General features: G+C 36.3%; 16 protein-coding genes. 14 read left to right on the top strand and 2 right to left on the bottom strand.

Annotation, left to right across the window (positions count from 1 at the left end; all coding sequences use genetic code 11):
- The first annotated feature begins 20 nt into the window (after positions 1 to 20).
- Both pstB and phoU read left to right on the top strand, forming a co-directional pair.
- Entirely contained in the window at positions 21 to 830 is an 810-nt protein-coding gene (pstB, locus tag ACFFIX_RS00855; RefSeq protein ID WP_378930341.1) for a phosphate ABC transporter ATP-binding protein PstB, read from the top strand.
- A 114-nt stretch (positions 831 to 944) separates the two neighbouring features.
- Positions 945 to 1,604, top strand: coding sequence for a phosphate signaling complex protein PhoU (gene phoU / locus ACFFIX_RS00850; RefSeq protein ID WP_378929529.1), 660 nt, complete (start codon positions 945 to 947; stop codon positions 1,602 to 1,604).
- 51 nt (positions 1,605 to 1,655) lie between these two features.
- On the opposite strand, the gene ACFFIX_RS00845 is transcribed toward phoU, so the two are convergent.
- Together ACFFIX_RS00845 and ACFFIX_RS00840 are read right to left on the bottom strand one after the other, a co-directional pair.
- The gene (locus ACFFIX_RS00845) at positions 1,656 to 2,162 is read right to left on the bottom strand and encodes a hypothetical protein (protein WP_378929526.1); all 507 of its coding nucleotides are present in this window, start codon (positions 2,160 to 2,162) and stop codon (positions 1,656 to 1,658) included.
- Positions 2,159 to 2,518 (bottom strand): hypothetical protein, encoded by a 360-nt coding sequence (locus tag ACFFIX_RS00840; RefSeq protein WP_378929523.1) that lies wholly within the window; start codon positions 2,516 to 2,518, stop codon positions 2,159 to 2,161. The genes ACFFIX_RS00845 and ACFFIX_RS00840 overlap by 4 nt, the downstream gene beginning before the upstream one ends.
- Positions 2,519 to 2,714: 196 nt before the next feature.
- On the opposite strand from ACFFIX_RS00840, the gene ACFFIX_RS00835 reads away from it, so the two are divergent.
- The 12 genes from ACFFIX_RS00835 to ACFFIX_RS00780 all read left to right on the top strand — a co-directional run bounded on the left by ACFFIX_RS00835 (position 2,715) and on the right by ACFFIX_RS00780 (position 14,011).
- Positions 2,715 to 3,197, top strand: a complete 483-nt coding sequence (locus ACFFIX_RS00835) for a hypothetical protein (RefSeq protein WP_378929520.1) — start codon at positions 2,715 to 2,717, stop codon at positions 3,195 to 3,197.
- A 10-nt stretch (positions 3,198 to 3,207) separates the two neighbouring features.
- A complete protein-coding gene (locus tag ACFFIX_RS00830) occupies positions 3,208 to 4,416 on the top strand; it encodes a glycosyltransferase family 4 protein (protein WP_378929517.1) in 1,209 nt (402 codons plus the stop codon).
- Between the two features lie 118 nt (positions 4,417 to 4,534).
- Positions 4,535 to 4,684, top strand: coding sequence for a 50S ribosomal protein L33 (rpmG, locus tag ACFFIX_RS00825; protein WP_378929514.1), 150 nt, complete (start codon positions 4,535 to 4,537; stop codon positions 4,682 to 4,684).
- Positions 4,685 to 4,792: 108 nt separating this feature from the next.
- Complete coding sequence (locus tag ACFFIX_RS00820) at positions 4,793 to 5,368, top strand: 5-formyltetrahydrofolate cyclo-ligase (protein ID WP_378929511.1); 576 nt, start codon at positions 4,793 to 4,795, stop codon at positions 5,366 to 5,368.
- The gene (locus ACFFIX_RS00815) at positions 5,361 to 6,155 is read left to right on the top strand and encodes a DUF92 domain-containing protein (protein WP_378929508.1); all 795 of its coding nucleotides are present in this window, start codon (positions 5,361 to 5,363) and stop codon (positions 6,153 to 6,155) included. The genes ACFFIX_RS00820 and ACFFIX_RS00815 overlap by 8 nt, the downstream gene beginning before the upstream one ends.
- A 67-nt stretch (positions 6,156 to 6,222) precedes the next feature.
- The gene (gene yqgO, locus ACFFIX_RS00810) at positions 6,223 to 6,402 is read left to right on the top strand and encodes a protein YqgO (RefSeq protein ID WP_378929505.1); all 180 of its coding nucleotides are present in this window, start codon (positions 6,223 to 6,225) and stop codon (positions 6,400 to 6,402) included.
- A gap of 136 nt (positions 6,403 to 6,538) precedes the next feature.
- Positions 6,539 to 7,762, top strand: a complete 1,224-nt coding sequence (locus ACFFIX_RS00805; RefSeq protein WP_378929502.1) for a rhomboid family intramembrane serine protease — start codon at positions 6,539 to 6,541, stop codon at positions 7,760 to 7,762.
- Positions 7,763 to 7,842: 80 nt separating this feature from the next.
- Positions 7,843 to 9,306, top strand: a complete 1,464-nt coding sequence (locus tag ACFFIX_RS00800; protein WP_378929499.1) for a spore germination protein — start codon at positions 7,843 to 7,845, stop codon at positions 9,304 to 9,306.
- A gap of 123 nt (positions 9,307 to 9,429) precedes the next feature.
- Positions 9,430 to 9,639: a YqgQ family protein gene (locus ACFFIX_RS00795; RefSeq protein WP_378929496.1), complete on the top strand. Its 210-nt coding sequence runs from the start codon at positions 9,430 to 9,432 to the stop codon at positions 9,637 to 9,639.
- Between the two features lie 70 nt (positions 9,640 to 9,709).
- A complete protein-coding gene (locus tag ACFFIX_RS00790; RefSeq protein WP_378929493.1) occupies positions 9,710 to 10,678 on the top strand; it encodes an ROK family glucokinase in 969 nt (322 codons plus the stop codon).
- A gap of 374 nt (positions 10,679 to 11,052) precedes the next feature.
- Complete coding sequence (locus tag ACFFIX_RS00785) at positions 11,053 to 12,945, top strand: LTA synthase family protein (RefSeq protein WP_378929490.1); 1,893 nt, start codon at positions 11,053 to 11,055, stop codon at positions 12,943 to 12,945.
- A gap of 178 nt (positions 12,946 to 13,123) precedes the next feature.
- On the top strand, positions 13,124 to 14,011 hold the full coding sequence (locus tag ACFFIX_RS00780; protein ID WP_378929487.1) for a M14 family metallopeptidase: 888 nt from the start codon (positions 13,124 to 13,126) through the stop codon (positions 14,009 to 14,011).
- Positions 14,012 to 14,058: the final 47 nt, after the last annotated feature.

The following is a 14,058-nucleotide window of genomic DNA, read 5'->3' as shown; positions in this document are numbered from 1 at the left end:
CCTACATGGAAAGTTCAAGTATGGTAAAAATTAGAAAAGAAAAAAAGAGCGCACATGTAAATAAAGAAATCAATAAGAACATTGTGTATAAGACAGATAATTTAAACTTATGGTACGGGAAAGACCAAGCATTAAAGAATATTGATCTTGATATTTATGAAAATGAAGTAACTGCAATCATTGGACCATCAGGCTGTGGTAAATCTACTTATATTAAAACGCTAAATCGTATGGTTGAGTTAATTCCAATCGTTCGTACTTCTGGTAAAATTTTATATCGCGGGAAAAATATTTTCGATAAATCTTACGGAGTCGAAGAACTACGTACGCAAGTGGGCATGGTTTTCCAAAAGCCAAATCCGTTTCCGAAATCTATTTATGAGAATGTTGCATATGGCCCTCGCATACACGGAATTAGAGACAAAAAAATACTTGATGAGATTGTTGAAAAAAGCCTACGTGGTGCTGCTATTTGGGATGAAGTGAAAGATCGTTTAAAAGAAAATGCGTACGGTCTATCAGGTGGTCAGCAACAACGTTTATGTATTGCTCGTTGTTTAGCAATTGAGCCTGACGTTATTTTAATGGATGAGCCAACATCTGCTTTAGATCCTATCTCTACTTTAAAGATTGAAGAGCTTATTCAAGAGCTTAAGAAAAGCTATAGTATTATCATTGTGACTCACAACATGCAACAGGCTGCACGTATATCAGATCGCACTGCTTTTTTCCTAAATGGAGAAGTTGTCGAGTACACAGAGACAGATCGCTTGTTCTCAAATCCATCTGACAAACGTACAGAAGATTATATCACTGGACGTTTTGGGTGATTTAAATAATAGAAGGTCGTGCGCAAGATAGTTACGCACGACTTTTTGACTTATAATAAGAACAACTTAACAAAATAAAAAACAAGGGATTAGTTACATAAGGAGGACTTTGAAATGGTAGTAAGAGAAAAATTCGAATACGACTTGAAAAATTTACGTGAAAAATTAGTTGAAATCGGTAATCTGACGGAAATCGCTTTGTCACGAGCCATTCACGCTCTTGAAAACAAAGACATTGAACAAGCCCTTGAAATAATAGAGGATGATAATAAAGTGGATGATCTTGATGAGGAAATAAATGATTTAGCCATTTTGTTAATTGCAAAACAACAACCAGTTGCGATTGATTTAAGAAGAATAATTGTGGCAATTAAAATTTCAAATGATATTGAAAGAATGGCTGACTTCGCTGTTAATATTGCAAAGTCAACGATCCGAATAGGCGATCAGCCATTAATAAAACCAATTAATCATATTAAGAAAATGCATGCTATTGCTTCTGAAATGTTAACGCTATCAATAAAAGCATTTAACGAAGAAGATGTTGTGTTGGCAAAAAAAGTAGCGGACATGGATGACCAGGTAGATGAATTGTATGGTGAAACAATTCGAGAACTACTTGACATGATGCCAAATCAGAAAGAATTTTCTCAACAAATTACTCAGCTATCTTTCATTTGTCGTTATATTGAAAGAACGGCGGATCATGCGACAAATATTTCGGAGAGTATTTTGTATTTAGTTAAAGGTAAACACTATGATTTAAATACTTAAATAAAAAAGCCACATGTTGATCCTTATAGGATCAACATGTGGCTTTTTTTATTACCTCGTAATCGCTTCTGTAAGCTCTTCAAAACTCATACCCTGCATGACTTCAAACGTACCAAGTTGAACTTCTCTGTGATAATTACCTTTTATTAAGTACTGGTTAAAGTCCTTAGCTGAAGTAATGATGCCGTTTTGTTCAAGAAGGTCTGACACCTCACCTGTTGTCATTCCTTCTCTTATTTGCACGGAATACTTTTTGATTTCTACGGGCTTATCTTCTTGTTCTTTTACTTCAGTTTCTGCCGTTTTTTCAGTTGCTTTTTGCTGTTCTTTATTTGCAGCTTGATCCTTCGCTTTTATCAATGTTTCATATTCTTCATTTGTTATCGTCATTTGTCCACTTTTCGCTAAGTAATCCTTCACATCTGTTTCTGTTACTTCTTTTTGTAAGGCAACTTCATCAGCAGTAGGGGCATTTCCTGATAAAAAAAACGTTGCGCTTAATACAGAAGTAGCTGCGATCATTCCAGCCGCAAATGATTGAAAACCATTCTTACTCATGTTAAGACCCTCTCATTCCGTTCAACAATTGACTTAACTTCCTCAAGCTTTACATTTTCGGAAAGAGCAATTGCATCCATTGACATTCCTTGTTTATATTTTGAGATGACCCGACTTTTGTTGAGCATTTCAGGCTCGTCCACGGTCGTGCTGTTTTGGTTACCAAGTACATCATTCTGTAAGAGTTCTTCTTCTAGTACACGCATTTTTTTCTTTAATTTATAGATCTCCTGCATTGCTGAAAGTTGCAGATGATCTAATTCCTGTTCTAATTCCTTTACGTTATCTCGCTGAAAAAAAGAAATTCCAATAAGCGCGATGCTTATGATAAACAGGATAATAATTACGATACCCATTTTAGTCACCTTCTTATGTTTTTTTTCCTTTATCTTTATAACACACATAGAGCACTTTCAAAAGCGGTTTTGCTAAAAATGTAGATTATTGACTACTTTTCTTTCTAGCTAGGACCTATCCCGCTAGCTATTTGCGACTTCACTCGGGATTCTTTATAGTAAAAAGGAAAAGAGAACTTGAGAGTAGGGGTTGCTCGTGAAAAATAACCAAAAACAAATGAAGAATTCCTCCATTCATATCATTCGAGATTCAGACCTGAATTATGAGGAGTGTTTAACTATTTTTGTCGAAAATAATACTTCGTTAGCCGTCATTTGGTCTATTTCTTCAACTACTTGCGAAACTTTAGGTCATCTTTTACTAGAAGACTTTGTCCATTTACATAAAACTATTGTAATCTATCAAATAAATAATGAAGACTATTTCGAGCTTCCGTTTACAAAATCGGAAGGAAAGCAAGTATTAAGTAACCTTCAATCTGGTCAGTATTATTGTGAAATTATCTTACGGAATTCTCAAGATCAAGCAATAACAATCAAACGGTCAAATACCGAGCAGCTAACTCTAAATGCAGACAGAAGTCCCGCGGATTGTTATGTATGGAAGAAAAAAGAGTTACAACAAGAAGATTGGATTCGTAATTTTTCTGGATATACCGTATATGACGAAAAAAGCTAGGAGGGAGCGAGTGGATATACGACACGATTTTAGAGAAGCTTCTGACGAACTCAGTCTTCGCATTTTAATGCTTACAACCGAGTATCCACCCAATATCATTGGAGGGCTCGGGAGGCATGTAGGAGACCTTTCTATAAGCTTACAGGAGCTTGGTCACGAAGTTACGGTGATAACTCTTTCAACTACTCAGTCCGAAAGCTACGAAGAAGTTGATGGAGTTCGTGTATATCGCGTTGTTCCAATTCAAACAACTTTTTCCAACCTAATAGAATGGAATCTTAATGTGAACTTTCGGTTTATCCAGTTCTTTCAGGAAAACTTCGAAGATTCCTTTGACATCATTCATGCCCATGATTGGCTAACAAGTTTAGCAGGAATTGGATTAAAACGGAAATACTGTCTACCACTTATCGCAACCATACACGCCACTGAAAAAGGCCGAAACCAAAACAATGTAGGTGATGCAAGCCTAACTATAGTTCAAATGTATGAAAAACAATTAGTAGAAGCAGCAAATAAAATTATTGTTTGTAGTCACTTCATGAAAGAAGTATTAATGGAAGAGTTTCGTCCCCCTTTAGAAAAGCTAGCTATTATTCCAAACGGTGTGAATGAGTTGAACTTTAAAAACGCTCAATCTAAGAACAAAATGAGAAAAAAGTTTCCAAGCTTAGATAAACCGTTCATATTTTCATTGGGTAGACTAGTGACCGAAAAGGGCTTTCAATACCTTTTAAGAAGTATGCCAGGTATAATGGACGTCTTTCCAACTATACAGCTTGTTATTGCAGGTGAAGGACCAGAACTAAAAAACCTCCAACAAATGGCAAAAAAGTTACACATCCAAAATTCTACAACGTTTGTTGGATTTGTGAATGATTTGGAAAGAAACGCGCTTTTACAAGCCTGCACACTAACGGTGGTTCCCAGTACATACGAACCATTTGGAATCGTAGCGTTAGAGAGTATGATTTCAAAAAAGCCAACAGTTGTCTCACGCACTGGTGGCCTAAAAGAAATTATCACAAAAGATACAGGCGTTCTTTTTAAACCGGGTGATGAAAAGGAATTAGCACAGTGTATCATTTCATTACTTAAAAATGTAGTACGAACACAAGAGTTTGCAGAACAAGGGTATAAAACAGCGAAATCTTCTTTTAACTGGAGACCGATTGCAAAGTCTACAAGTAAGATATACGAAAAGTTCGTTAAAAAATAAGATGATCACCACAACTGATAAAAAAAATAACTAACCGGTGGAATTTATTGAACAAAAGTGCTATTATATTAAAGTCTGATTTATTTTAATAGCTTTTAATGTTTGGAGGGAAAGAAACATGCGTGTAAATATTACATTAGCTTGCACTGAATGTGGCGAACGTAACTATATTTCTAAAAAGAATAAACGTAATAACCCAGATCGTCTTGAGCTTAAGAAATATTGTTCAAGAGACAAAAAAATGACAGCACACCGTGAAACAAAGTAAGCAGTAGGATTAATTCCTACTGTTTTTTTTGTCCTTATTTTTATTCATGTGGGTGTTTCTTCTTTTATTAAATCGGTATACTTATAGTAATACAAAACGGTGGTGATCATGATAAACAAAAAATCAATGCGCGTTCATACTTTAAAGAAACTTCAACAATTGAGTGATGCTACATTTGAGACGGGGTCAGCAACTATACATAAACAGTTATATTCCGAAGATGTTTGGAACAATGCATCTACGATAGGATTGACGATTTCAAATGGCCATGAAGTTGATACAAAATCGGTCATAGAAAAAGCATGGATGCTTGGCAAAAGAGTCGTTGTCCCTAAATGCGATCCTAGTAGAAAAACGATGAACTTTCGAGAAATTAAAACATTTGACGAGCTTGAGATTGTTTATTATTCGTTACGTGAGCCCATTATAGAGCTTACGGATGAAGTGAGTTCAGAAGAAATTGATTTAATAATTGTACCAGGTGTTGTTTTTGACAAAAGAGGATATCGAATTGGATATGGTGGGGGCTATTATGATCGTTATCTTTCGTCCTATAGCGGAAACAAACTTTCAATGGCATTTTCACTTCAGATAGAACAAGATAATCTGCCGACAGAAGAGCATGATGTGGCCGTCTCTAAACTTATTACAGAACAAGAAATATTGAACTGTACTCATGGGTAGTAGTGGAGAAATCTATATTTATATCGTTGTTCTTTTTTTAGCGCTGTTAGGTTGGAAGGTAAGGGCACTTACCGTTTCTGGGGCAATTTCTGCTTTTTTTGTCGGTTCGATCATTTATCTTGGCTTTTCGTTTGAGGGATTAATTCTTTTAGGTGCATTTTTTGCAACCTCAAGTTTATTAAGTAAGTACAAGCGTAGGCAAAAGGGATTTTTAGAAGATATTCTCGAAAAAGGTGATCGACGAGATTATCTACAAGTGTTAGCAAACGGTGGTGTACCTGCCATAGTTAGCATCATATATACATTAACACCGGATAGCCTTCTTCTAGTCGTTTTTTGCACCTCACTTGCAGCTGCAAATGCTGATACATGGGCATCAGAAGTTGGAACACTTAGTAAAGGAAAACCAAGAATGCTATTAACTCTAATGAAGGTAAGTAGAGGAACGTCTGGGGCGGTATCCTGGTTGGGGACGAGGGCTGCTATAGGAGGAGCATTATTTATAGCGTTTGTCGCTTTGGTTACTTTTCAGTTGGAGTTTCACCACTTTCTGCTAATTCTCTCTTTTGGTTTTATAGGGAATTTGTTCGACACTATTCTGGGTAGTACATTACAAGTTACTTACACATGCAGCCAATGTGGAATTAAAACTGAACGACGAATTCATTGTGAGAAGACGGGGAATCAATCGAGTGGGTTGACGCTTGTAAATAATGATGTTGTGAATTTTATGGCCATTTTATTATCATCTATCTTCGTTTTTTTCATATTGTTTGTCACCGGATGATGAATAAATAGATTTTCGAGGATAAAAACAGACCTTCCAACAAAAAGTAAAGGTAGGAGGGATTAATATGATGCAAAGTATGAATAGGCTGTTATTTTTAATTTTTGGAACGTTGGCTATCTATCGTTTCCGTTACAAAATCGTTAACCTCGTTTTAGGACAACCGGAAATTCGTCGATATTTTATTCAGCTTTCAATGAGAATTCCATTTTTACGAGATCGTTTTGTTAATCGTGCTTTTCAATAAGTTCAACTTGAAAGAATCTGTCCATTTGCAAGTGATGGGCGGATTTTTTTGTCGTGACATATTCCAAGAGAGCAGGATACTTTCTATTAGAAGAGCTACCTTGTTATAATAATGAAAAAAAGTCAGGACGGATATTATGGTGATGGAGCAGGACTATCTTTTTTGGCAGATGGTTGATGAGCTTGTGATAAAGCAACAATTTAACATTATCCGTTTGTCAGAAGATCAACGCGAAGTTTGGCTTGAGCCGAGGAAAAATAAACAATATGGAATTCTTAGATTAAAGCGCTATGATGTTGATTGGGGAAATTGGCTTGCAAATGACCTTGAAGAGGCTGCAACTATTTTTGAGTCTCTACGAAAACAAAGTCAAAAACGTTCATTTCATGTTTTGAATGTCTACATTTCAACCTATCCACCTGTTGATGATTTTCCACTTGGATTGTCAGAACCATTTAAAGATCAACAAACTGGTAAAACAACTGTAACGTCAGTTTTTATGGATAAAGAAAATAAATTTCAAGAACCGTTTCCAGAGCTCGAAAATTTCCTTCAAAAGAAAGTTAGAGATCTTGTACCAACTAAAGAAGTAGGGTTTGATGAAGTTCAAAAGCTCAAATTTAAAGTTCTTAGTTACTCAAATCAAAGAGTGAAGGAAGAAAGAAAAGTTTTTGAATATGGTAAACCTTTGTTCACCTACTTTTTTATAGGACTTCAAGTTTTTATGTTTTTGCTGCTCGAGTTTTATGGGGGAAGTACGAATACAGAAACATTGGTTCAATTTGGGGCGAAATTTAATCCTTTGATTGCAGAGGGAGAGTGGTGGCGCTTTTTCACTCCTATTGTTTTACATATTGGTATGCTTCATTTGTTTATGAATAGCCTAGCCCTTTTGTACGTAGGATCTGCTGTTGAAAAAATCTATGGTTCTACACGCTTTTTAGTGATCTACCTACTAGCAGGTGTTGCAGGAACGATAGCAAGTTTTGCATTTAGTCCCTCAGTTTCGGCAGGTGCATCAGGTGCGATATTTGGTTGCTTTGGGGCTTTGTTATATTTAGGAATCGTTTTACCAAAGTTATTTTTCCGAACGCTTGGCTCAAACATTCTCGTTGTTGTCGGAATAAACCTCGCATTAGGCTTTGTTATACCAGGAATCGATAACGCTGGTCATTTAGGAGGTTTAATCGGCGGATTTTTAGCTGCGGTAGTCGTTCAACTGCCAAAACAAAATAAATTCATACTCCGAGCGATTGCGATAGCTCTAACCATTTTCCTTTTAACCTCAATGTATGGTTACGGTAAAAGTCAAACAGAAACTCAATTACAGCAATATCGTTCGATGACCAATTCCTTGTAATACGTGTAGATCGGGTATGTTTTCGCTTTTTTTCGTCGATGATGGCTAAGGAAATCTCTTACCCGAAATGGAGAAGCCCAATGAGCTATGATCAAAAGAAGGAACCTGTATCGAAACAAATTGATGAAAATCTATCGTACTTATCAGAACGACTCGGAGTAAAAAAAAGTTTTGATGTTATTCAGTTGGACTTGGAGTATGCAGAACGAAAAATGGCTTTGTTTTTGGTCGACGGCTTTGTAAAAGATGATATTTTGCATTATCTAATGAAATATTTGTCATCGTTATCTGAAGAACAGCTGAAAGAAAATACACTGGATAAGTTACTAAAAACGTATATACCTTACGTTGAAATTGATAAAACAGATGATTTAAATAAGGTAGTTGATACTGTTTTAGCAGGACCCACCGCACTAGTTGTTGATGGGATTGATCAAGTCATTTTAGTTGACGCTAGAACCTATCCAGTTCGAGGACCAGCAGAACCAGATATGGAGAGAGTGGTAAGAGGATCAAGAGACGGCTTTGTTGAGACGATTGTTTTTAATACTGCGTTAACAAGAAGACGAGTTAGAGATCGTTCGCTTCGAATGGAATATCTGCAAGTTGGCAGACGCTCAAAAACTGATGTTGTTGTTTGTTATCTAGAGGATATCGCAGACTTAAGTCATGTAGCAGACTTAAAAAAATCATTAGAGAAAATTGATACCGATGGTCTTCCGATGGCAGAAAAAACGGTAGAGGAATTCATTTCAGGTCATCATTGGAACCCTTATCCTTTAGTAAGGTACACGGAACGGCCAGATACAGCAGCAGCCCATCTCTATGAAGGTCATGTTTTGCTGTTTGTAGATGGTTCGCCGAGCGTTCTTATAACACCGACAACGTTTTGGCATCATCTTCAACATGCAGAAGAGTACCGGAACAAGCCAGTTACAGGGGCATACTTACGCTTTGTGCGGTTTGCGGCAGTTCTTGCTTCCCTTTTTTTGTTACCATTTTGGTATTTGCTTGCTGAACATCCTGAATACTTACCTGCTGGATTAGAATACATAGGAATTACAGATCCAGGGGAAGTTCCATTGCTCTTACAGTTTGTGTTGATTGAAATAGGAATAGATATACTAAGGATGGCTGCCATACACACACCTTCATCCTTAGCCACGGCATTAGGGCTTGTCGCTGCCTTAATGATAGGCCAAGTTGCAGTTGAGGTAGGCCTTTTTGCAAACGAGGTAGTCTTGTACCTGGCAATTGCTGCAATTGGTACATTTGCAACGCCTAGTTATGAACTAAGCTTAGCAAATCGGATTTTCCGGATCGTGTTATTACTGGCAACAGGTTTCCTAGGAGTGTTCGGTCTTATTGGTGTAATCACATTATGGATAATTATGCTTGCTAGACTTAAATCGTTTAATGTTCCATACCTATGGCCGTTTATTCCATTCAATTATCGTGCACTAAGAGATGTTCTATTAAGATCACCAATACCTCTTAAAAATAGGCGTCCAACCTTTTTAAACCCACAAGATCCAGATCGATAACCAGCGCTGCTTAGCAGGTGCTGGTTTTTTTGATTTAACTTTCTAGCTTGCTTGACGTTATGGTCAAATTCTTTATACTTTAAAATGTAGAATGTTCTTCTAGGTTAAAAAGAAGGTGAATTTTTGAAAACAATTTATGATATCCAACAATTATTAAAAAGATTCGGTACCATTGTTTACATAGGTGACCGTGTAGCGAATTTAGAGCTTATGGAAGAAGAAGTACGACAATTGTATGAGTTACAGATGATCGAAACAAAAGAATTTCAAATGGCTATTCTTTTATTAAGGCAAGAAACACAAATTCTCCTAGGTAAAAGAGAAAGACAGTAAGGAATACCTAACCGTGAAAACGGTTTCTAAAAACATCGTGTATTTATATAGGAAGAAAAGGGTGAATAATATGAATGAGAAATGGTTGGTTGGGGTCGATTTAGGCGGAACATCAATTAAGATGGCATTTATAAATTACTATGGAGAAATCATTGAAAAATGGGAGATTCCAACTGATAAGAGTGGAAAAGAAATTACAACAGATGTAGCGAAAGCCATTGATACGAAGCTTATTGAACTAGGTCAAGTTAAATCAAAGTTAGCGGGAATTGGAATGGGTGCTCCTGGTCCTGTAAACTTAACAACCGGGCTCGTTTATGAAACCGTTAACTTAGGTTGGAAAAACTATCCCCTAAAAGATCACTTAGAAATTGAAACAGCGTTACCAGCTGTTATTGACAACGACGCGAACATGGCAGCAATCGGAGAAATGTGGAAGGGTGCTGGAGATGGTGCAAAGGATCTAATTTGTGTAACACTTGGAACAGGTGTTGGTGGTGGGATTATTTCAAATGGTGAAGTTGTTCATGGTACGAATGGAGCAGGCGGAGAAATTGGCCATATGACCTCGATTCCAGAGGGTGGAGCGCCATGTAATTGTGGAAAGACAGGCTGTATTGAAACAATCGCATCTGCAACAGGTGTCGTAAGGATAGCAAAGGAAAAGCTGGAGAGTACCAATACATCTAGTGTACTTCGGGAAATTATTGAAAAAAATTCTGAGTTAACAGCGAAGGATGTTTTCTTTGCAGCAGAAAACGGAGATATACTAGCAGGAGAAGTAGTCGATTATGTGACATTCCATTTAGGATTAGTTTTAGCCAATTTAGCAAACGGGCTAAATCCAGAAAAAATCGTTATCGGTGGCGGTGTCTCAAAAGCGGGAGATCTGTTACTTCAAAAAGTAACGTCTTACTTTAATCAATTTGCCTTCCCAAGAGTAGCGGCGGGAGCAACGTTAACAATTGCAACATTAGGCAATGATGCGGGCGTCATCGGAGGCGCATGGCTAGCAAAAACCAATTTAATGAAACACTAATAAATCTTAGATTATAACACATAGTAAAAAGGAGCTTCCAAGAGGGAGCTCCTTTACTAATGGTTTTAGTACATTTGTTCTTTCGATTATAATTATTGTTAGAATCGATTTAATCGTTTTTATAATATTGGCAATATTTTTACTTTAGAAGAAAATGAAACTTTTTTTAGTTTAATGCGTCTAATAATAGGGTAAACGGAATAAGCTGAACATTATAATTCTAGCATGTTATTGTAATGGTAATATTAATTATTATTGCTTTTTGTTAAAGAAGTATTAAGATATGGTTTAGCTGTTCGATTGCCAACCTAATAAATGGTAGTTATTAAATATAAAAAAAGTTCACTGTTATACCGGAAGAGGAGGTACTATTTATGCGTAAAAAAACATTTTCAAAAATTTCATTTTTGCTTCTTGCCACAGTATTTTTGTGGATCAAAACCTACTTAGTCTATAAAACTAGCTTTGATATTAAAATAGAAAATTTCACACAAGAATTTATTTTATTCATAAACCCGTTAAGCTTTTTACTACTGATTTTTGGTATTGGCTTATTTATGAAGGAAAAGAGTCGTAATCGTTATATATTTGGTGCAAGTATCCTTGTAACAGGCGTACTTCTTGCAAATATGGTTTTTTACCGATTCTTTAATGATTTCCTAACAATCCCAGTTTTATTTCAAACAAGTAATATGGGTGACCTAGGAAGTAGTATTACGAGTCTTTTTCAACCAGCCGATTTATTGATGTTCGTTGACTTAGCGATTCTTTTTTGGTTATTGAAGAAGCCATCACTTAGCTCAGATGTAAGAATGACTAGAAAAGAAAAGTCAGCTTACTTTTTATTAGTAGCTGCCGTGTTTTTTTTCAACTTAGGATTAGCAGAAACAGAGCGACCACAGCTTCTGACTCGTTCGTTCGACAGAGAAGTATTAGTGAAAAATATCAGTGTTTATAACTTCCATATTTATGATGCAGTTATTCAGTCTAAAACTTCCGCACAACGTGCATTAGCGGATAGCAATAGTCTTACTGAAATTGAGAACTATGTAAATGCAAATGAAAAGGATCCTAATGAAGAGTTATTCGGTATTGCAAAAGACCGAAACGTCATCTTAGTTTCTCTTGAATCAACTCAAAGCTTTGTTGTGAATGAAACATTAAATGGAGAAGAAATCACACCGTTTATGAATGACTTCATTAAAGAAAGCTATAACTTTGACAATTTCTATCACCAAACGGGTCAAGGGAAAACGTCTGACTCTGAATTTATCGTTGATAATGCGTTATATCCATTAGGTCGTGGTGCAGTCTTTTTTACAAATAGTAATAATGATTATGTTGCTACACCAGAAATTTTAAAGGAACATGGATATTATTCTACTGTGTTCCACGCAAACAACAAAAGCTTCTGGAACAGAGACATTATGTACCAAGCACTTGGTTATGACAGATTCTTTGATGTAGATGATTATGAAGTAACACCTGAAAATTCAATTGGTTGGGGTTTAAAGGATAAAGAGTTCTTTGAACAATCTGTAGAACACATGAAAACTTTACCACAGCCGTTTTACAGCAAATTTATTACCTTAACAAATCACTTCCCTTTCGAACTAGGTGAAGAGGATAAAATGATTGATGAGTTTGATTCAAACAGTCGAACATTAAATCGTTACTTCCCAACCGTTCGCTACCAAGATGAAGCTCTTAAACGCTTCATTGAAGAACTTAAAGAAGCCGGTTTGTATGAGAACTCTGTTATCATTCTTTACGGAGATCACTACGGAATTTCGGAAAACCATAATGTTGCAATGGAGAAATTCTTAGGAAAAGAAATTACACCATTTGAATCGATAGAACTACAAAAAGTACCATTTGTTGTTCACATTCCAGGTGTAACAGATAAGAATCCAGAAACGATTTCAAAAGTTGCGGGTCAAGTTGATATTCGTCCTACAATCATGAACTTACTTGGTGTCGGCACAGAAGATCAAATTCAGTTTGGTTCAGATGCATTATCTGATGAAAAGTTATCATTCACTGTTTTACGTGATGGAAGCTTTATTACAGAGAACAATGTGTATACAGATGGAAAGTGTTATGACAAAGGTACTGGAGAGCCGACAGATCAAGCTGCATGTGAACCATATATGGAAAAAGCAAAGCAAGAATTAGACTACTCAGATCAAATTGTCTATGGTGACTTACTTCGTTTCTATGAACAAGAAGGAACGAAAGAAGAGCAAGCAAAAACAAATGAGAACTAATAAAAAAAGCTTTGGCCATTAGGTCAAAGCTTTTTTTATGTAAAGGAAATTAAGGTGATTGCGCTTTTGTTCATATATACTACCCTTAAAATTATTAATTTCTTAGTATCTTCTAATAACAACTTTCTCTTATCGCCCACATAAGCTGTTATTAGAGAGTTAACGAGGAGGGGATATCATGAAAGGTGCGACAATCCTTGAAACAAAAAAAGCCTATACTTCAACGAAACTCTACAATGATGTTGACACTTTAGTGAAGGTTTTTCCGTTTATTGAGAAAGAAACAATTGGGGAAAGTGTATTAGGAAAGCCGATTATTGAATTGTCAATTGGTAAAGGTCCAAAACGAGTCCATATGAATGGTTCGTTTCACGCCAATGAATGGATTACATCTGCTATTATGATGAAGTGGTTAGAAGAGTATGTAAGGGGCCTCACAACTCAAGACGAATTATTTCAGTTGTACACTCAAACAACCCTCTCTTTCGTTCCAATGGTCAACCCAGATGGCGTAGACTTAGTGTTAAATGGTCTCCCAGAAAACGATGAAGCCCGAGCAAAAGCATTAATGATTAATGAGGGGTCACTCGATTTTTCACAATGGAAAGCAAATATTTGTGGAATTGACTTAAATAACCAATACCCTGCGAATTGGGAAATTGAAAAGGAAAGAAAAATTCCTAAGTCACCAGCTCCCAGAGATTATCCAGGTGATGCTCCCTTAACTGAGCCAGAAGCAATCACAATGGCTAACTTATTGAAAAAGGGAAATTTTGATCGAGTTCTTGCCTTCCATACGCAAGGGGAGGAGATTTACTGGGGTTATATGAATAAAGAGCCACTAGAAGCTGAAGTGATTGTAAAAGAGTTTGAAAAGCTGAGTGGCTACAAAGCCATTCAACATATTGATAGTCATGCAGGGTTTCGAGATTGGTTTGTAAATGAATGGGGCCGACCTGGGTTTACAATTGAATTAGGAAACGGTGTCAACCCTTTACCACTTACTCAATTTGAAGAAATTTATCAAAAAAGCAAAGGAATCTTTTTTTCTGGATTATATATGTAAAAGCTGAAACTTTTTTGTTTTAAACACGTCATACCTATAGATACTAT

Source organism: Metabacillus herbersteinensis (assembly GCF_042433335.1).
Classification (GTDB): domain Bacteria; phylum Bacillota; class Bacilli; order Bacillales; family Bacillaceae; genus Metabacillus; species Metabacillus herbersteinensis.
The sequence above is the reverse complement of the archived record's forward strand: the minus strand, read 5'-3'. Positions and strand labels throughout refer to the sequence as shown.

Bases quoted from the DNA above. Each gene is read 5' to 3' on its own strand.
- pstB (WP_378930341.1), top strand. From the start codon at position 21: ATGGTAAAAATTAGAAAAGAAAAAAAGAGCGCACATGTAAATAAAGAA.
- phoU (WP_378929529.1), top strand. From the start codon at position 945: ATGGTAGTAAGAGAAAAATTCGAATACGACTTGAAAAATTTACGTGAA.
- ACFFIX_RS00845 (WP_378929526.1), bottom strand. From the start codon at position 2,162: ATGAGTAAGAATGGTTTTCAATCATTTGCGGCTGGAATGATCGCAGCT.
- ACFFIX_RS00840 (WP_378929523.1), bottom strand. From the start codon at position 2,518: ATGGGTATCGTAATTATTATCCTGTTTATCATAAGCATCGCGCTTATT.
- rpmG (WP_378929514.1), top strand. From the start codon at position 4,535: ATGCGTGTAAATATTACATTAGCTTGCACTGAATGTGGCGAACGTAAC.
- ACFFIX_RS00820 (WP_378929511.1), top strand. From the start codon at position 4,793: ATGATAAACAAAAAATCAATGCGCGTTCATACTTTAAAGAAACTTCAA.
- ACFFIX_RS00815 (WP_378929508.1), top strand. From the start codon at position 5,361: ATGGGTAGTAGTGGAGAAATCTATATTTATATCGTTGTTCTTTTTTTA.
- yqgO (WP_378929505.1), top strand. From the start codon at position 6,223: ATGATGCAAAGTATGAATAGGCTGTTATTTTTAATTTTTGGAACGTTG.
- ACFFIX_RS00805 (WP_378929502.1), top strand. From the start codon at position 6,539: ATGGTGATGGAGCAGGACTATCTTTTTTGGCAGATGGTTGATGAGCTT.
- ACFFIX_RS00800 (WP_378929499.1), top strand. From the start codon at position 7,843: ATGAGCTATGATCAAAAGAAGGAACCTGTATCGAAACAAATTGATGAA.
- ACFFIX_RS00790 (WP_378929493.1), top strand. From the start codon at position 9,710: ATGAATGAGAAATGGTTGGTTGGGGTCGATTTAGGCGGAACATCAATT.
- ACFFIX_RS00785 (WP_378929490.1), top strand. From the start codon at position 11,053: ATGCGTAAAAAAACATTTTCAAAAATTTCATTTTTGCTTCTTGCCACA.
- ACFFIX_RS00780 (WP_378929487.1), top strand. From the start codon at position 13,124: ATGAAAGGTGCGACAATCCTTGAAACAAAAAAAGCCTATACTTCAACG.